The organism is Flavobacterium sp., from assembly GCF_036515215.1.
Classification (GTDB): domain Bacteria; phylum Bacteroidota; class Bacteroidia; order Flavobacteriales; family Flavobacteriaceae; genus Flavobacterium.
Genome location: NZ_DATBVQ010000066.1, coordinates 1 through 17475, shown reverse-complemented (window position 1 = coordinate 17475; position 17475 = coordinate 1). Strand labels below are relative to the sequence as shown.

Genomic DNA, 17475 nt, shown 5'->3' with positions numbered 1-17475 from the left:
CCAGATGACTAGGATGTTCATCAATAAATCTCTTGAACAAATCCGGAGGACAGGATTCGGCAAGTGAACAGCCTGCTTTCAAATCAGGGAGAATTACTTTTTTGGTCGGATTTAATATTTTTGCTGTTTCTGCCATAAAATGCACACCTGCAAAAAGAATAATATCTGCATCTGCCTTAACCGCTTCCTGGGATAAGCCCAAGCTGTCACCCACATAATCCGCAATATCCTGAATATCGGCTTCTTGATAATAATGGGCTAAAATAACCGCATTTTTCTCTTTTTTCAATTCCAGTATGCGCTTTTTAAGATTTTTCATTTGTTAAGTTTTAAAAAAAACATCATTGTCAAGGCCTCCCACTTCAAATTCTAGAAGCAGATTTTATAATGCATCACACTGGAACAATTTCGTTTTTCTGTTGAAGTGTAGTTTTTAAGTCTGTTATGAAATCCATCAAATGGTCTATTTCGACATGATCCATAATTACAATTTTGTACCATTGATTGTTTTCGTCGTGTTTTTGGGGAACCAAATCGAATTTTTTCACCAGTTCTGGCGTAATATATTCGGCTTGAATGGTTGCAATATTCATGAAAGGTTCTCTGAAATACTTCACGTGTAACGCATCCAAATGTTCACATAACCACTCTGTTCTCATTTGTAAAATGCGAATTTTTTCACACCATCCAAAAGGGCCGTACGTGAATAAAATCATCCAAACCGCTACGGCATTTGCACCGGAACGGCTTCCGCAGAGCGTCAAATCCATTCCTTCGACATATTCGGCTTCTTTTGTCAAAACATTTTCGATTAATCCTTTTCGACAAATAAAAACTCCTGTTCCATAAGGAGCCTGAAGCATTTTGTGCGCATCGATGGTTATGGAACTGATTTTTGGGTTTTCAAAATTGATTTCGGAGGCTTTGTTGCTAAACGGATATACAAAACCACCATAAGCAGCATCAATGTGTAATTTGTATTTTAAGTCGTGTTTTTCGAGAATTTCAATATAATCATTTGGGTTATCAATCGCGCCAAACATCGTCGTTCCCATATTAGAAACTACGATAAAATATTTTTTCCCTCGTTTTTTAGCAGTGATAATGCTGTTTTCTAGCGCGAATATATCAATAGTGCGGGTTTCGAAATCAACGGGGATTTTTAACCAATCCAGCATCAATACATTGGCTGCTTTCGGAATGGAATAATGGGTATCTTCTGAAGCTATTATAGCAATTTCGGACAGACTAGTATTCAGTTTGTTTATGAAATAGTTGCGATACATCCAAATGGCCTGAATATTTGCTTCGGTACCACCAGGAGAAATATAGCCGTCAAAGGAATTAGGTTCAGCTTTAAAAACATCAACGGCGAGCACATTCAAAACCTCCCGTTCTATTTCCTGTGTTCCTCTGAAAGCTTTTTCAGAAGTGCCAAAAGTATGGCAGCCAATATGATTGGGATTGGCAACATAGGTCTGTAAAATGGGCGCATCTTTTAGAAATTGAGCTTCTTCATTGAATACTTTTCCATCTAACTTGGATGCAGGATACCCCAAAGAGGCATCATGAGAGAAATTCACATTCTCGCCTAATGCTTTTTGAATGCGAATTTGCCTTTGTGTGGGGGTGATTTTTTTCCAGAATTGCATGATTACTATTTTTACCAAAGCTACATGCTAAAAAAATAAGAAAATATGATAAATGTTAGGTTTGGTTTTAAAAAACAGAAATTTTATAAACGTAATTTTGATGGTGAACTTTTGTTTTTAATAATGAATTTATAAGAGATTGCTCACTATCTGAAAGTTCGTCGATTATCTTCTGAATCATTTCGTTTTTTTAATTGTGTAACTTGCCTGTACCAGCCATAGAATGGCTAGAATCCACCCAAAATCTTCGCTATTATGTCTTAAAAACAGTTTTTGTAAATATGATTACTTTTGATTAATACCGCAAGAAAGTATCGCCTGATTTTATACCCATTGCTAATTCTTCCAGATTGGTGTTTTCGAGCATATCTGCCAGTTCGTTTCTGATTTCCTTGAATTTATCGTGAACGGGGCAGGGGTGAATTTCAGAGCAGTGGCTTAATCCCAATCCGCAACCCGTAAAAACACGGTCGCCGTCAATTGCTGATACGATTTGTATTAGTTTGATTTGGTTCATGGTTTCTTTGGGAATTTCAAATCCGCCACCAACGCCTTTAATGGAATTGATAATATTATTTTTGGAAAGTATTTGTAAAATTTTGGCAGTAAAGGCTTCTGGAGAATCAATCTTCTTAGCAATCTCTTTTAGGCCAATTCTATTGTCTTGATAGGATTCGGAGGCAATGATAATCGCTGCTCGAATTCCGTATTCACAGGTTTTAGAAAACATATTCAGTTTTTTTACAAATTTATATTAAATAAGTTTTAGTCACTTAAAATAATTTTATTTCCAAAAAACATCTTCCTCATTTTCTACAAAAACTTCTGAGGTATGTAATTCATTAATTTTGGTCAGTTGCTCCGCTGTCGCCATTTTTTGAATTTCGGCGAATAAAACGCGTTCCTCAAAACGAATATGCGCTTCCAGTTCTTTCTCAATACGGCCTAATGTTTTTTCTAAATAGGAAGTTTCTTCAAATAAACTATTCAGGCGACTGTGTTCTGCCAACCCCCGTTTTATTAATTCATCCTCTTTATCCAAAATAGTAAAAATGTATTTTTCCTCCAATTCAAAATGAGGCTTGAGATGGTTTTCAAAAAACCAATCGGCGTACCTTTTAATGCGTGTCGGTTCAATTTGCTTTGAAAATCCTGTTCGTATTTTCCAGCACAATTGCAATCCATGATGATGATCATGGCTTAACGGCTGTAATTCTGGGGCTCTTTTTAAAGGCGTGCTTGAAATCATTTTGTAATTTTTTAAATTATATTAAAAAAGGGGTAACTTGATTTTTTTTAAACCTATCAGTCATTTAAGTTGCCATAAAACTTAAATGACTGATAGGTTTAATTGAATTTTTTATTACCCTCTTAGGTGCACTTTTATATTCTTGGTGGAAAAAGATGCAGCATCTAGTTTTTTAGAAGAATACCCCAGTTTTTCTAAAGTAACGACATCATTAATGAAATGTTGAATGTAATAGTCGCCACGATAACTGTTTGTTTCTAAATAATCAATCATCAGTTCAAGCTCCTTTTCATTTATCAAATCCGAATGTACGGTGGTTCTCACTTCAAAGGAAATGTCGCTGTTGAGCAATAAATGTAATGATTTTTCAAAGGGCAAGAAAAGATTGGATTGGGTAATATTTTCAAAGGTTGAAGGCATGGCTTTAAAATCCAATGCGACATAATCGATTAAGCCTTTTTCGATTAGTTTTTGGATCACTTCAGGTTTAGAACCATTAGTGTCAACTTTAACCAGGAACCCCATTTTATTAACCTCGTAGATCAAAGCAATAATGTCTTTATGCAACAAGCATTCGCCGCCGCTAAAAACAACGGCGTCCAATAAATTCTGGCGAGATTGTAGAAAAGTGATCGCCTTTTGATAAGAAATAGTTCCCTTGCCAAGGACAATTTCGGGATTGTAGCAATACAAACATCGCATATTGCAGCCTGCAAACCAAAGGATACACGCTGATTTATCAGGGTAATCCAATAAGGTGAAAGGGGTTATGTTATAAATGGGTTTAACTGCACTTTCCTTCATTGAAATGGGTTCTCTGTTTGTGTTCCCCTTTTTTACCAATATTAAAACTCTCAACAGGTCTATGGTAACCCATAACTCGTGTGTACACCAGACATTTGGTTCTTAAATGATTGTTTTGTTCCAGAATAGAATTTGTGGTTGTTTTCATAATTTTTACTTTAAGGGTTTCAGGTTTCAGGTTTCAAGTTTGACGTAGGTCCTTAGCTTATAAATTTTTTAACTTTAAACTTTAAACAAAATTTTCTTCTCTTCGATAATTATTTCATCGCATTTTGGGCAATATTCATGTTCCCCGTTCAAATAGCCGTGTACGGGACATACGCTAAATACTGGGGTAACGGTGATGTAAGGCAATTTGAAATTTGACAGCACTTTTTTGACGAACTGTTTGCAGGCTTCTGGTGAACTTATTTTTTCGCTCATGTACAAGTGCAATACGGTTCCTCCGGTGTATTTGCACTGCAATCCATCCTGTAAATACAAAGCTTCAAAAGGATCTTCGGTATGGTCCACAGGTATCTGTGAGCTGTTAGTATAATAGATATTTTCTTCCTGACCGGCTTGAATAATATTTGGAAAACGTTTTTTGTCTTCTTTGGCAAAGCGGTAAGTGGTTCCTTCGGCTGGTGTGGCTTCCAGGTTGTAAAGATTTCCGGTTTCTTCCTGGAATTCCTTCATTCGATCCCGAACATGATCCAGTATTTCCGAAGCAAATTCAATTCCTGTTGGGGAACTGATGTTGTCCTGATTCTCAGTGAAATTTGCAATCATCTCGTTCATCCCATTTACTCCAATGGTAGAGAAATGATTTCTGAAATGTTGCAGGTATCTTTTGGTATAAGGATACAAGCCTCGATCATACATTTCCTGGATGAAGATTCTTTTCTTTTCCAATGTAGATTTGGAAATCAACAACAATTTATCCAGCTGGCTGAACAATTCTTCTTTGTTCCCATTGAATAGATAGCCCAAACGGGCCATGTTGATAGTTACCACGCCGATGCTTCCCGTCATTTCGGCGCTGCCAAAAAGACCATTTCCCCGTTTTAACAATTCGCGTAAATCGAGTTGTAAACGGCAACACATGCTACGGACAGCATTGGGTTTATAGGCTTCTGGATTTTCTACCTTATTTCCGTTTTCGTCTAGTTTATATTGGCTTCCAATAAAATTCTGGAAATAGGAGGAACCTATTTTGGCGGTATTTTCAAATAGTAAATCTGAATTTTCCCCGTCCCAATCGAATTCCTCGGTGATGTTCACCGTTGGAATAGGGAAGGTAAAAGGTTGTCCATTGGCATCACCTTCGGTCATTACAGTGTAGTATGCTTTATTAATTAGACTCATTTCTTTTTGAAAATGCTCATAACGCAAATCGGTAACCTTGGATACACCTCGTTCTTTGGCGCGAAGTAAAAGATCATAATTGCAATTATTTTCAAAAAAATGCAAGTCATTCTTCGTCGGAATTTGTTCTTTCAAATCATCCGGAACTACCCAGTCTAAAGTTATGTTTGTAAAAGGCGATTGACCCCACCGAGCCGGAACATTCAAATTATATACAAAACTGCGGACGGCTTTTAATACATCATCAAATTCCAAATCGTCTGCAAAAACGTAGGGGGCCAAATAGGTGTCAAACGAACTGAATGCCTGCGCTCCGGCCCATTCACTTTGCAGTATACCAAGGAAGTTTGCCATTTGCCCTAAGGCTTCCCTAAAATGGGAAGGCGCTTTGCTTTCAACACGTCCACGTACCCCATTGAATCCTTCATTCAATAACACGCGTAAACTCCAACCGGCACAATAACCAGTCAGGCAATCCAGATCGTGAATGTGAATGTCGCCATTACGATGCGCATACCCCTCTACTTTAGAATATACTTTGTCAAGCCAATAATTAGCGATAATTTTACCGGCTACATTATTGACCAAACCCGCATTAGAATAAGAGGTATTGGCGTTGGCGTTGATGCGCCAATCCGTTTGCTCTATATACTCCTCGATGGTTTGTGTACTGTCGACATAGCTGGTGTCTTCATTTAAACCGTCAATATGTTCGCGTTGCAATTTTCGGGTATGCCTAAATATCATAAACGACCGCATTACTTCGAAATGCTGCTTTTCAAAAAGACTTTTCTCGATCATATCCTGAATTTCTTCAACCGCCCAAATTTCTTTGGTTTCTAGTTTCTGCATAATGATTGCAAAAACATTTTCATCAAATGCTACGCTGACACTTGAAAAGCTTTTTACAATAGCGTCCTTAATTTTGTAATTTTCAAACGGCTTGTATTCGCCATTTCTTTTGATAACGTATCTCTCCATAGCATTTGATGATTTTTGTTTTATATTTTGTTTAAACCTGAGCCTTAAATGTTGTTTCTAAAGCTGCTGCTTTAGGAAAAAGTATGTTGTTTTCCAGGTGAATGTGTTTGTGCAAATCCTGTTCAAAATCATTCAGCATAGAGAAAGTCACTTTGTAAGTGTTACAAGCATCCGCGGGTGGCGTATAATTATTTGTCAGCGTCGCAATTTTGACAAAACGATCTCCTTCGGCTTCATGCTCTGCCATCATCATAGCGATTGGGTTATTGACTGTTCCGAAAGGGGGTTGTTCGATTAGCTCGTCAGAGATTGTTGCCTTCACCATTTTTTTGATAAAGGGAAACAAAATCAATTCTTCTTTTTTCATGTGTTGCGTCAATTCCCCAGCACAACCTTTGAAGAGTTCATTGATTTCGAACAACTCAGGATGGGAAGCACCGTGAACTTTACACAATTTGTCCAAAAACTGAAGCAACACCGGAATTTTTTCCTCTACATAACGGTGATGCGTTTTCTCTATGTAGTCGGCCAATAAATCTAAAGGCCATGATTTGAAATCAATTCCAGAATCGTTTTTAGTTGCTAAAATTTCAGTTATTTGATTTAATAAATCTTCTCGACTAACCTCTTTTTTTTCGCATACCTCTTCTATTGTTCTGTTTCCCTTACAGCAAAAATCAATTCCGTATTTTGAAAAAAGGGCAGCCGTTCTAAAATCTTGTGCTACATATTCACCTATTGTTTTTTTATCTAAAGTTCCCATGATATTTTTTTTTAATTTGTAATTATAGTACAAATGTACGTTTATTTATTAATAAAGGACAAATTTATCCGAAATAAAATTATTAACCGAATGTTTTTATAAAAATATCGATGTCAGCACTATAGGGTGTTTATTTTTTCATATTTTATAGTTTTTATAAGTTCGGATCTTGTTTTTTTAAATGTTACCAAAATATGATTTCAATCATACGGTAGCGGTTTAATTTGATCGTAATTTGCGTCAAACAAATAAAAGATAAATTTGTCTTTTATTGAAAGTCAAAATATTTAATAACAAATAAAAACTGTACTTATGCTTTCAAAATCACAGGCAAGAGCATTTTTTTTAGGGGGAACGTTGGTCACCTTTTTAATTTTCATAGGACTGACTATTTATTCGTTTATGCCTAGAAACGATCAAACCCATTACAGCGACATCACCAAAGAGGTGGTTAGGGGAAAAGAAATTTGGGAATCCAACAATTGTATGGGTTGTCATACCATTATGGGAGAAGGAGGCTATTATGCCCCTGAATTGACAAAAGTCCTAGAACGTCGCGGCGAAGGCTACATCAAGGCCGTTTTAATGTCACCTGTGCCATGGGCACCAAGAGAACGAAAAATGGTGGCTTATAAAATGAATGAAGCCGATGCCGATGCGATGGTGGCTTATTTCAAATGGGTTGGCAATCTTGACCTAAACGGATTCGACCGAATAGTCTCACCATTAGCTAAAAAAAATAATTAGTACAAATACTTTATGGAATGAGCATAGCGAAATCTTGATGGAAACACGGGTGAATCTACGCGAATTACATATGATCTTTAAAAAACAAATAAACATAAACAGATGAAATATAAATCACAAAAAGTCGCCTATTGGTTTTTTGCCCTATGTATGCTTTTATTCTCATTGCAGATCATCTATGGCTTTATCATGGGCTTTGATCGAATAGGGCTACAAGGATTACATGAAGTTATTCCTTTTAACGTGGCGCGAGCCGTACATACAAATTTATTAGTGGTGTGGTTGCTAACTGGTTTTATGGGTGCCGCTTATTATATCATTCCAGAAGAGGCACAGCGCGAATTGATAAGCGTGAAATGGGCTTATGTACAATTAATATCGTTAGCACTCGTTGGTGTGATTGCAATAGTTGGTTTTCACTTTAATCATTGGGAAGGCAGGAAATTCCTGGAGATTCCTAGGGAGTTGGACTATTTGGTTGTTGCCAACGTTTTACTTTTCCTAGTGTTGATTATAGGGACGCTTTTCAAAGGAAAACGCCAAACTACGACTGCATTAGTGCTCGTTATGGGTTTGTTCTTCTCAGCTTTACTATACATACCCGGTATGATTTGGTTTGATAGCCAAGTGATGGACTCGTTCTTTAGATGGTGGGTAGTTCACTTGTGGGTTGAAGGAGTTTGGGAATTAATCATGGGAGGTATCCTTTCTTTCTTATTGATTAAATTGACAGGAGTGGATAGGGAAGTAATCGAAAAATGGTTGTACGTAATAGTAGGTTTGACCTTTCTTTCGGGAGTTCTCGGAACAGGCCATCACTATTATTATATCGGAGTAAATAAAATTTGGTTAGTTGTAGGTGGTATTTTCTCGGCATTGGAACCTTTGGCTTTCTTGGCGATGGCGTTGTTCGCCGTTAATATGTACCGAAAAGGAGAAAAAAGCCACCCCAACAAGATCGCTTTATTCTGGACAATTGGCTCGGCAATCGTTTCTTTTGTGGGAGCTGGATTACTTGGTTTTGCGCATACTTTGCCGCAAACTAACTTGTATACGCATGGGACTTTGGTAACCGCAATGCATGCGCATTACGCTTTCTGGGGAGCTTACGCTATGATTGTATTGGCAATAATTAGCTATGCGCTTCCGAATTTAACGGGGCGTAAACGTTTTGACAGCAATCATGGGCATGCCGCATTCTGGCTGTCTAATATTGGTATTCTAGGTATGACAGTTGCTTTTGGAGTTGCCGGAGTTGCCCAAGTATACATGGAACGAAAAATGAAGATGGAATTTATGGATGTACAAAACGAAATCAGTATCCACTTTGTGGTGTTACTCATTTGCGCCACTATGTTTACTGTAGGTATCGGTCTTTTTATTTTTGACTTTATTAAATACGGAAGACCCACTGATGAAGCTTTAGAGGGGACGAATGATGAAAAGTTTTTTCACCAAGAAATAAAAAAAGATCTTAACCATGCTTCCAAGAAAAAAACCGTTTTTTCAGAAGAAACGATATAAATCAGCTTAAAACTTTTATTATAGGCGAAACCCATCACTTCTGAATACAGCAATGTCACTGCCTGTAGACTTTAGAATGGGTTTCGTTTTAAAATATAATCATGTCAAAAAAAATCCCTTATTACCACGCGGTAGGCAAAGAAAAAGAAGTCTTTGAACATGCCTATAAAAACAAAATTCCTTTTCTGTTGAAAGGTCCCACAGGGACGGGAAAATCCCGTTTCATTGAATACATGGCGCATCAATTAGATAAAAAAATAATAACGATAAGTTGCCATGAAGAAACCTCATCTACCGATTTAATTGGTCGATTCATTATCAAAGGAGCCGAAACCGTTTGGCTCGATGGCCCGTTAACAACAGCCGTGAAAGAAGGGTCGATTATTTACCTTGATGAGGTAGCCGAAGCCCGTCCCGACGTAATTGTGGCGATTCACTCATTGACGGACCACAGACGCGAACTTTTCATTGACAAGTTAGGCGAAACCGTAAAAGCACATGAAGATTTTATGTTAGTCGCTTCTTTCAATCCTGGATATCAAAGAGGGTTTAAAGAACTAAAGCCCTCCACAAGACAACGATTCATTGCCGTTTCATTTGAATATCCGGAGCCGAAAATTGAAATAGAAATTTTGGTTAATGAAACTCAAATTGAGCATGATATTGCCAAAAAATTGGTAGCCATCGGAAATAGAATCAGAAACTTAACCGAATTAGGCTTAACCGAAACCGTTTCTACCCGTTTATTAGTTGATGCCGCTAAAATTATTCAAAGCGGACTACCGAAAAGATTATCGGTGCACGTTGCGGTTGTAGAACCGCTATCGGACGATTTACAAACATTGGTCGCCCTGAAAGATTTGTGCGATTTGATGATATAGAAAAGTGATCAGTATTCAGTTGCAATGATATTTAATCACTAAAAATAACAGCGCGTTTTCAAAGGGCTGTTTGTTAATTGATTGCGGTTGTTTAATAACTAGTACTGTCTACTCGGACTACTAAATGCTGAACACTAAATAATAACACTGAACACCGAATACCGAACGCTGAATACTAAAAAAATGGGATTTGAATTAGACGAATATTTAGTTGGGAAGTTTTTCAAGCAATTGAAAAAAAGCAGAACAATTGACCCTGAAATTGTAGCGAGAACCGTTACACTAAATGACATAAAACCGCGTTTGACGATTTTGGCACGGGCATTAACCGGAAAACCAATTGATATTTATCCGGCGGAACGCGAAGGAGGTTATAAAAACTATAATTTTTTCCTTCCCGTTTCTTTTTCCGAATTAGCTACGACCAATGAGAATTTGACTTTCTATCTATTCAGAATTTTATACCTCAGTATTCAAAAACGTTTGGAATTTAACTGGAAACCTACAGAGAGAGAGCAAACATTGGAACTTTCGCAACAAAAAGCATTGGAAACGTCCGAAGAAATTCTGTCTGTTTTATTCGAAGAATTCTCTATCGATGAAGCTTTCCATTCGAAAGTGAAAAATCATTTTACCCAAAAAGCAACCGATAAAATTGCTGCTGATTATTCCTGGCTGTATGGAAAATGGATGCAAAACGAAATCGAACTAAATAGCGATAAAATGCTTGAGAATTTTTCGGATAAAACCAAAAAAGGAAACGAGCAGCAACCTACAACGACTTTAAAAGCGACAGCCGTCGAGGAAGTCATTACGGTTGAACTGGATAAAAAACAGCAGGAAGATTATGTGATGCTGCATAATTTTGAAAAAGTGGAAACTGCCGAAGAGTTCAATGGGGTCTGGCGTGATTTTGACGGTTCTGACGAACTGGAAGAACATCAGGACGCGCTGGAAGAACTCAATATGAAATATACCGTTCGGGTTGATGATACCGCGCATTCCGTTTATCAAGCAGATTTTATAGAAAACACGACCATATCTGAAAGTGCCGAAGTGGATGGCAAAGGCTTCCATCTGCTATATGACGAATGGGATTTTGATAAACGTCAATACAAAGATAATTTCTGCAAAGTATATCCGAAATCGCAACTAAAAACCGATGCTAGTTATTATAAACGAACAATAACGAAAAACGCTTCCACACTGATGGGCTTGCGCAAAATGCTGACTAGTGTGAACAACAAAATGCAGCAGCAAAAACGGCAAAACCAAGGCGAAGAATTTGATATTGATGCCATCACGGATCTCTATGTAGACGTCCATTCTAAACGAACTCCTTCCGAAAAAATATACATTTCGAATCGGAAAAAAAAGAAAGATCTATCCATACTTATTCTTTTGGACATCAGTCTTTCCAGTGACGGTTATGCCGCGGGGAACAGAGTGATTGATGTAGAGAAGGAGGTTTCCATACTTTTTGGGGAAATGCTCAACGAATTCAATATCGATTTTTCCATTGACAGTTTTTATTCAAAAACAAGGAATTATTCCACCTATTTGACGGTGAAGGATTTTGACGAAAAATGGAATGTGGCCAAACACAAAATTGGTGCCATAGAACCCAATGGGTACACCAGAATCGGTGCTGCCTTGCGACACGCCGGTGCACGCCTCGACAAAAGAAACACTAAAAACAAATGGGTCATCTTGATTTCTGACGGTAAACCCAATGATTACGATAAATACGAAGGCAAATACGGTATAAACGACGTGAAACAAGCCCTGCGGGAGCTAAATAACAGGAATATTAATTCCTATGCTTTGGCGATTGAGGCGCAGGCAAAATATTATTTGCCACAAATGTTCGGCCAAAATCACTACCAAATCCTGACAACTCCTGTGGAATTGCTGCAGTCCTTAGTGAAATTGTACGAGAAAATTAAGCATCAAAGATAAATACTAAAATGAATACATTAAAAATCGATTACAAAAACATCTATTATCCGCCCGGAGGGATTTTGATGTGGATTATAATTTTCCTGGAACTGATTACATTTGGAATGGCATTGATTGCCTTTGTTTATTATGGACACCAAGAACCAGAAGTCTTTCACCTATCTCGTTTGCAACTCAATACGACTTTCGGAGCAATCAACACTGTTTTTCTATTAACGAGTGGTTTTTTTATGGCCACTGCCGTGCAGCAATTCAAGGAAAATAACATAGCGAAGTCATCCTTTTATTTTAAGCTGACGATGCTTGGAGGGTTTTTATTTTTAATTCTGAAAAGCATCGAATATTATCATAAAATTGAATCCGGAATTTCACTGGAAACCAATATGTTCTTTAGTTTTTATTGGATGCTTACCGCTTTTCACCTCATTCATGTCATTATGGGAATGGTAATTTTATTTTGGACAAATTACGGAATGACAAAGAAAAATTCAGATACGCTAACCGAAGATGTTGAAGCTTGCGCTGCCTTCTGGCACATGTGTGATTTGATTTGGTTATTGTTATTTCCTATTCTCTATTTAATTTTTTAAGAGATGAAAAAGTCCTTGTTATTCACTTACGGTGCACTGATATTTTTAACTATCACCACTGCTTTAGTTGCAACTTCAATTGAAGTTTCAACCCTTGCAGTTGGTTTAATCATTGGGTTCTCAGCCGTCAAATTCATATTGGTAGCTTTTCAATTTATGGAATTAAAAAAAGGAAATTCTTTTTGGAAAGTAAGCTTAAGCCTTGTTTTAGGGGTAGTTCTTCTATCTATATTATTATTATTTTAGATTCTTAAACAAATGTTAAAAACATGATTTTTATCATAATAAAAGAGGTTTTACTCCTTTATATTTGTATGACGAATCAAAGTATATAAACCGAAAAGGATACAGTTATGTTTAAAAATCATCAAAAAATTACAAATATTGTCCTCGCGGCAATTGTAGCTGTCAGTCTGTTTTCTTGCGCAAAAAAGGAAGAAAAAGACGCTAAGAATTATGAAAATGTAAAAGTAGAAGGACAGATGGAAGCCGAACTTACAGCTCCACCTTTTGTGCCCAAACCAGTAGGCGACCGCGCTGCTAAGAAGCTCATTGTTAACATGGAGATTAAAGAACAAGAAGGCGAAATGGTTGATGGTGTAAAATACACCTATTGGACATTTGGGGGATCTGTTCCGGGAAGCTTCATTAGAACGCGCGTTGGTGACGAAGTGGAATTTCACTTAAAAAATCATCCAGACAATAAATTGCCGCATAACATTGATTTACATGCCGTTACTGGACCTGGAGGTGGGGCAACTTCTTCATTAGTGGCGCCAGGTCATGAAAAAGTGTTTAATTTCAAAGTATTAAATCCAGGTTTGTTTGTGTATCACTGTGCTACTGCGCCAGTTGGAATGCATATTGCAAACGGTATGTATGGTTTGATATTAGTAGAGCCAGAAGGCGGATTGCCTCCTGTAGACAAAGAATACTACGTTATGCAAGGAGATTTCTATACTAAAGGGAAATATGGAGAGCAAGGAAAACAACCCTTTGATATGGACAAAGCAGTAAAAGAAGATGCCGACTATGTTGTGTTTAACGGTAAAGTGGGTGGTATTGCAGGAAATAATTCTCTAACAGCCAAAGTTGGTGAAACTGTACGTATCTATATGGGTAATGGAGGTCCTAACCTCGTTTCTTCTTTCCATGTGATCGGAGAGATTTTTGACAAAGTACATGTAGAAGGGGGAGAAATGATCAATAAAAATGTTCAAACAACATTAATTCCTGCCGGTGGTTCTACCATAGTGGAATTCAAAGTAGATGTTCCAGGAACTTTCATTATTGTGGATCACTCTATTTTTAGAGCTTTCAATAAAGGTGCAATTGGGATGCTTAAAGTTGTAGGAGAAGATAATAAACAAGTTTATTCCGGTACAACTCAAGAAGGGATTTACCTTGCTGAAGGGGGAACAATTCAGAGTATGCCAAAAGGAAAAAAAGAAGAAAAACCAGTAGTTGCTAAAACTGTTGCTGAGCAAATAAAATCAGGTAAAGAACTTTATGGAGGTACTTGTTTTGCTTGTCATCAATCTTCAGGAGAAGGAATCCCAAATGCATTCCCTCCATTGGCAAAATCAGATTATCTGAATGCTAACCCAAGTCGCGCAATTCAGGCAGTTATAAAAGGGTTAAGTGGCGAAATTACCGTAAACGGCAAAAAAATAAATAGTGTTATGCCTAGTCAAAACCTAACCGATGTCGAAGTTGCCGATGTACTGACTTATGTTTATAGTAGTTGGGGAAATAATAAAACTTTGGTAACTCCGGCAATGGTAAAAGCGCAAAGAAAATAATAATCAAAAAAAGAGAGTGCTATGTCTAATTTGAAAATATTTTTGCCAATATTTTTATTTCTTATTGTGACAGCTCTATGGGCTCAAGAAAGTCCAATGGTTTCTGTTAAAAGGGGGAGTTATATCCCCCTTTACGGAACCGAAGATAAAAAACCTGCAAAAGTCAGTGCATTTGAAATAGATGTTTTCCCTATTACCAATGCACAATATGTGGTTTTTCTAAAAAACAATCCAGAGTACGGCCGTTCCAAAATCAAAAGAATTTTTGCTGACAAAAGTTATTTATCCCATTGGGAAAGTGAGTTCAACTATGGCAAGACCAATTTAAGTAATGGCCCCGTTACCAATATTTCATGGTTTGCTGCCAGAAAATATTGCGAATGCCAAGGAAAGAGATTGCCCACTATGGATGAATGGGAATATGTGGCTATGGCTGATGAAAAACGGATTGATGCCAGAACAAAAGCGGCGTTTAACAAATATATTTTAGCCTCTTATGAAAAACCCAAAACCTATCTAAATCCAATAGGAAAAACCTTCAAAAATTATTGGGGAGTTTATGATATGCATGGTTTGGTTTGGGAATGGACTTCGGACTTCAACAGTATTTTCCTTTCTGGAGAATCTAGAAAAGACAAGGACAGTGATAAAAATCTCTTTTGCGGAAGTGCTTCTATAAACGCAACCGATCTGATGAATTATGCCGCTTTTATGCGATATGCTTTTAGAGGGAGTCTTAAAGCGAGTTACACTACTAAAAACTTAGGGTTTCGATGTGCTAAGGATGTTGAATAAATATTGGACCAAATACAATTAAACCAATGAAATCAAAAATTCAAAATTATAAAAAATTCAAAATTTCTGGAGGTATGGGTAAAATACTGTTTCTGGGATTTACCTTTATTCTTTTATTGTTGCAGTCTTGTAACGGTAAAATAGAGGGAAATAACTCTGAAAACAAGCTTGTGGAAAAAGGAACAGAAAATCGTATTTCAGACTTGTCAATCTATAATCTACCGTCAAAATGGACTAATCAAGATGGTAAAACCGTCACGATGGTGGATCTTAAAGGGAAAGTGCTGGTTTTGGTAATGATTTATACATCTTGTAAATCAGCGTGCCCAAGGTTAGTGGCAGATATGCGCAATATTGAATCACGCTTACCTGAAAATATCAAAAAAAATGTTACACTCGTTTTAGTGAGCATCGACCCAACTGTTGATACTCCGGAGCGTTTGAAAACGTTCTCTATAGAAAATAAAATGGAAGGGAATCAATGGGTTTTCTTGCGTTCGACAGAAGAAAATACTCGTGAATTTTCAGCGGTTTTGGCTGTAAATTACAAAAAAATATCACCTATGGATTTTTCACACTCCAATATTATCAGCGTTTTTAATGCCGAAGGAGAATTAGCTTTTCAACAAGAAGGCTTAGGAGTGAATTCAGATGAAACCATAAAAAAAATAAACGAAGAAGCTGAAAAGCTAAATTAAATAAAAAATGAAAACACTTAAAAATATTAGTTTGTCTGTTTTAGGAATGATGAGTCTAACGACTTTTGCTCAAGAATTTGATGCAAGCCTACAACTCAGACCGCGTTATGAGTACCGAAATGGGTTTAAAAGTCTAATTAAAGATTCTGAAGATGCGACTTCTTTTATTTCTCAGCGTTCCCGTTTAAATTTAAATTACAAACAGGAAAAACTGAAAGCAAAATTAAGTTTGCAAAACATTCGCACATGGGGAGATGCGGCTACAACAACTACAGTTGATAAAAACGGAGTTGCGGTATTTGAAGCATGGGCACAATATGATTTTGATGCCAAATGGAGTGCGCGTTTGGGACGTCAGGTTTTGTCTTATGACAACCAAAGAATTTTGGGAGAAATTGACTGGGCACAACAAGGACAAAGTCATGATGCTGCTGTTATCTCTTTCCATCCAATAAACCATCAGTTGGATTTAGGATTTGCATTAAACGCAGATGCCGAAAATTTAGTGGCCCCAATTACACCCTATACCACCAATTACAAATCGTTGCAATATGCCTGGTACCATACTCAATTTAGTAAGTTGAACATGAGTTTGTTATTTATGAATACTGGTTATGAATTCGCAAAAACGCTTACTGATTTAGAAGTAGATTACAAACAGACTTTTGGAACTTATCTTTCTTATAAAGAAAATAAATGGGATGTTAATTTAGGTTTGTACGGGCAATCTGGAAAAAGCGGCAATCAAGACGTGAATGCTTTCTATGCCGGGGCAAATTTAGCTTATGCGATAACTGGAAAATTTAAAGCGGGATTAGGGTATGAATTCCTTTCTGGGAAAGACCAAGATGATACGAGTACGGATTTCAAATCATTCACGCCTCTTTTCGGTACAAATCATGGATTTAATGGGTTTATGGATTATTTCTACGTTGGGAATCACCAAAACAATGTTGGTTTGAGCGATGCTTTTCTGAAATTAAATTATACCCAAAATAAATGGCAGTTTAGCTTAACTCCACATTTATTCTCAGCTCCGAATACAGTTTTGGATGCTGCCAATGCAAAAATGGACAGCTATTTGGGTACAGAAATAGATTTCACTGCGGGTTATGCGCTTCAAAAAGACATTATGGCTAAAGCAGGATATTCTCAAATGTTCGGTTCAAATACATTGGAAAGACTTAAAGGTGGAGATGCTAGTAACACAAACAATTGGGTTTGGGTTATGGTTTCATTTAGTCCAAAGCTTTTCACCATAAAATAAATTAGGGTTTAGTTCTTAGTTAATCAAATACTGTGTTGGTTTCGCAGTTGAATATGGGTTTATGTTATTAGTTTGAAAGGCTGTGCTGGTTAGCACAGCCTTTTTTTTATTTTGTAAAATGAGATAAAGTCTAAATATTATGGATATTATGGTATGGATAAATCATTTTGAATCGTATTTTTGAATTTAAATAAAACACAACACATGGTTTCAGTTCAGGACGCTTTTTCGATATTAAAAAACAAATTGCCAGAATCCAAGGAAGTAGAATACCCGTTATTGCAAGCGCGAAAACATGTGCTGTCTCAAAACCTTTATTCACCTATAAATATGCCGCCTTTCAGGCAATCCGCAATGGATGGATTTGCATTGTGTTTACACCATGGTTTAGAATATACTATTATTGGCGAAATTAA

The 17475-nt window shown here is 37.0% G+C and carries 18 protein-coding genes and 1 pseudogene; 11 read left to right on the top strand and 8 right to left on the bottom strand.

Going from position 1 to position 17475, the window contains the following annotated elements; genetic code table 11:
* The 8 genes from VIH09_RS05165 to ric all read right to left on the bottom strand — a co-directional run.
* Window positions 1–319: quinolinate synthase NadA (locus VIH09_RS05165; protein ID WP_331578573.1), on the bottom strand; the 319-nt coding region annotated here is incomplete at its 3' end.
* A gap of 73 nt (window positions 320–392) precedes the next feature.
* A complete protein-coding gene (locus tag VIH09_RS05160; RefSeq protein ID WP_331578571.1) occupies window positions 393–1652 on the bottom strand; it encodes a pyridoxal phosphate-dependent decarboxylase family protein in 1260 nt (419 codons plus the stop codon).
* 295 nt (window positions 1653–1947) lie between these two features.
* The gene (locus VIH09_RS05155; protein ID WP_331578569.1) at window positions 1948–2382 is read right to left on the bottom strand and encodes an Rrf2 family transcriptional regulator; all 435 of its coding nucleotides are present in this window, start codon (window positions 2380–2382) and stop codon (window positions 1948–1950) included.
* A 54-nt stretch (window positions 2383–2436) separates the two neighbouring features.
* Window positions 2437–2901, bottom strand: a complete 465-nt coding sequence (locus VIH09_RS05150; RefSeq protein ID WP_331578567.1) for a hemerythrin domain-containing protein — start codon at window positions 2899–2901, stop codon at window positions 2437–2439.
* Window positions 2902–3015: 114 nt separating this feature from the next.
* Window positions 3016–3705: an anaerobic ribonucleoside-triphosphate reductase activating protein gene (locus VIH09_RS05145; protein ID WP_331578565.1), complete on the bottom strand. Its 690-nt coding sequence runs from the start codon at window positions 3703–3705 to the stop codon at window positions 3016–3018.
* Window positions 3686–3853 (bottom strand): anaerobic ribonucleoside-triphosphate reductase, encoded by a 168-nt coding sequence (gene nrdD / locus VIH09_RS05140; protein ID WP_331578563.1) that lies wholly within the window; start codon window positions 3851–3853, stop codon window positions 3686–3688. Before nrdD ends, VIH09_RS05145 begins: the two co-directional genes overlap by 20 nt.
* Window positions 3854–3927: 74 nt before the next feature.
* Entirely contained in the window at window positions 3928–6033 is a 2106-nt protein-coding gene (locus tag VIH09_RS05135; protein ID WP_331578561.1) for a ribonucleoside triphosphate reductase, read from the bottom strand.
* Window positions 6034–6064: 31 nt separating this feature from the next.
* A complete protein-coding gene (gene ric, locus VIH09_RS05130; RefSeq protein WP_331578559.1) occupies window positions 6065–6796 on the bottom strand; it encodes an iron-sulfur cluster repair di-iron protein in 732 nt (243 codons plus the stop codon).
* Between the two features lie 312 nt (window positions 6797–7108).
* Between ric and VIH09_RS05125 the strand changes: the two genes are divergently transcribed.
* From VIH09_RS05125 to VIH09_RS05075, 11 genes and pseudogenes are all read left to right on the top strand, one after another.
* The gene (locus VIH09_RS05125; protein WP_331578557.1) at window positions 7109–7543 is read left to right on the top strand and encodes a cytochrome c; all 435 of its coding nucleotides are present in this window, start codon (window positions 7109–7111) and stop codon (window positions 7541–7543) included.
* 102 nt (window positions 7544–7645) lie between these two features.
* Window positions 7646–9067: a cbb3-type cytochrome c oxidase subunit I gene (locus tag VIH09_RS05120; RefSeq protein WP_331578555.1), complete on the top strand. Its 1422-nt coding sequence runs from the start codon at window positions 7646–7648 to the stop codon at window positions 9065–9067.
* Window positions 9068–9168: 101 nt separating this feature from the next.
* Window positions 9169–9948: a CbbQ/NirQ/NorQ/GpvN family protein gene (locus VIH09_RS05115; protein ID WP_331578553.1), complete on the top strand. Its 780-nt coding sequence runs from the start codon at window positions 9169–9171 to the stop codon at window positions 9946–9948.
* A 183-nt stretch (window positions 9949–10131) separates the two neighbouring features.
* Window positions 10132–11907, top strand: a complete 1776-nt coding sequence (locus VIH09_RS05110) for a nitric oxide reductase activation protein NorD (protein WP_331578551.1) — start codon at window positions 10132–10134, stop codon at window positions 11905–11907.
* 8 nt (window positions 11908–11915) lie between these two features.
* Window positions 11916–12497 carry a cytochrome c oxidase subunit 3 gene (locus VIH09_RS05105; protein WP_331578549.1) on the top strand — a complete coding sequence of 194 codons (582 nt, stop codon included), beginning with the start codon at window positions 11916–11918 and terminating at the stop codon, window positions 12495–12497.
* A gap of 3 nt (window positions 12498–12500) precedes the next feature.
* Entirely contained in the window at window positions 12501–12743 is a 243-nt protein-coding gene (locus VIH09_RS05100; protein WP_331578547.1) for a cytochrome C oxidase subunit IV family protein, read from the top strand.
* Between the two features lie 107 nt (window positions 12744–12850).
* Window positions 12851–14299, top strand: a complete 1449-nt coding sequence (gene nirK / locus VIH09_RS05095; RefSeq protein ID WP_331578545.1) for a copper-containing nitrite reductase — start codon at window positions 12851–12853, stop codon at window positions 14297–14299.
* A gap of 96 nt (window positions 14300–14395) precedes the next feature.
* Window positions 14396–15094 (top strand): formylglycine-generating enzyme family protein, encoded by a 699-nt coding sequence (locus VIH09_RS05090; protein WP_414656139.1) that lies wholly within the window; start codon window positions 14396–14398, stop codon window positions 15092–15094.
* Between the two features lie 74 nt (window positions 15095–15168).
* A complete protein-coding gene (locus VIH09_RS05085; RefSeq protein WP_414656140.1) occupies window positions 15169–15792 on the top strand; it encodes an SCO family protein in 624 nt (207 codons plus the stop codon).
* A 7-nt stretch (window positions 15793–15799) separates the two neighbouring features.
* On the top strand, window positions 15800–17059 hold the full coding sequence (locus VIH09_RS05080) for an alginate export family protein (RefSeq protein WP_331578539.1): 1260 nt from the start codon (window positions 15800–15802) through the stop codon (window positions 17057–17059).
* A 204-nt stretch (window positions 17060–17263) separates the two neighbouring features.
* A pseudogene (locus tag VIH09_RS05075) lies at window positions 17264–17475 on the top strand (molybdopterin molybdenumtransferase MoeA); the annotation flags it as partial.

Bases quoted from the DNA above. Each gene is read 5' to 3' on its own strand.
- nrdD (WP_331578563.1), bottom strand. From the start codon at position 3,853: ATGAAAACAACCACAAATTCTATTCTGGAACAAAACAATCATTTAAGA.
- VIH09_RS05115 (WP_331578553.1), top strand. From the start codon at position 9,169: ATGTCAAAAAAAATCCCTTATTACCACGCGGTAGGCAAAGAAAAAGAA.
- VIH09_RS05080 (WP_331578539.1), top strand. From the start codon at position 15,800: ATGAAAACACTTAAAAATATTAGTTTGTCTGTTTTAGGAATGATGAGT.
- VIH09_RS05100 (WP_331578547.1), top strand. From the start codon at position 12,501: ATGAAAAAGTCCTTGTTATTCACTTACGGTGCACTGATATTTTTAACT.
- VIH09_RS05105 (WP_331578549.1), top strand. From the start codon at position 11,916: ATGAATACATTAAAAATCGATTACAAAAACATCTATTATCCGCCCGGA.
- VIH09_RS05085 (WP_414656140.1), top strand. From the start codon at position 15,169: ATGGGTAAAATACTGTTTCTGGGATTTACCTTTATTCTTTTATTGTTG.
- VIH09_RS05150 (WP_331578567.1), bottom strand. From the start codon at position 2,901: ATGATTTCAAGCACGCCTTTAAAAAGAGCCCCAGAATTACAGCCGTTA.
- VIH09_RS05125 (WP_331578557.1), top strand. From the start codon at position 7,109: ATGCTTTCAAAATCACAGGCAAGAGCATTTTTTTTAGGGGGAACGTTG.
- nirK (WP_331578545.1), top strand. From the start codon at position 12,851: ATGTTTAAAAATCATCAAAAAATTACAAATATTGTCCTCGCGGCAATT.
- VIH09_RS05160 (WP_331578571.1), bottom strand. From the start codon at position 1,652: ATGCAATTCTGGAAAAAAATCACCCCCACACAAAGGCAAATTCGCATT.
- VIH09_RS05145 (WP_331578565.1), bottom strand. From the start codon at position 3,705: ATGAAGGAAAGTGCAGTTAAACCCATTTATAACATAACCCCTTTCACC.
- VIH09_RS05135 (WP_331578561.1), bottom strand. From the start codon at position 6,033: ATGGAGAGATACGTTATCAAAAGAAATGGCGAATACAAGCCGTTTGAA.
- VIH09_RS05155 (WP_331578569.1), bottom strand. From the start codon at position 2,382: ATGTTTTCTAAAACCTGTGAATACGGAATTCGAGCAGCGATTATCATT.
- VIH09_RS05110 (WP_331578551.1), top strand. From the start codon at position 10,132: ATGGGATTTGAATTAGACGAATATTTAGTTGGGAAGTTTTTCAAGCAA.
- VIH09_RS05120 (WP_331578555.1), top strand. From the start codon at position 7,646: ATGAAATATAAATCACAAAAAGTCGCCTATTGGTTTTTTGCCCTATGT.
- ric (WP_331578559.1), bottom strand. From the start codon at position 6,796: ATGGGAACTTTAGATAAAAAAACAATAGGTGAATATGTAGCACAAGAT.
- VIH09_RS05090 (WP_414656139.1), top strand. From the start codon at position 14,396: ATGGTTTCTGTTAAAAGGGGGAGTTATATCCCCCTTTACGGAACCGAA.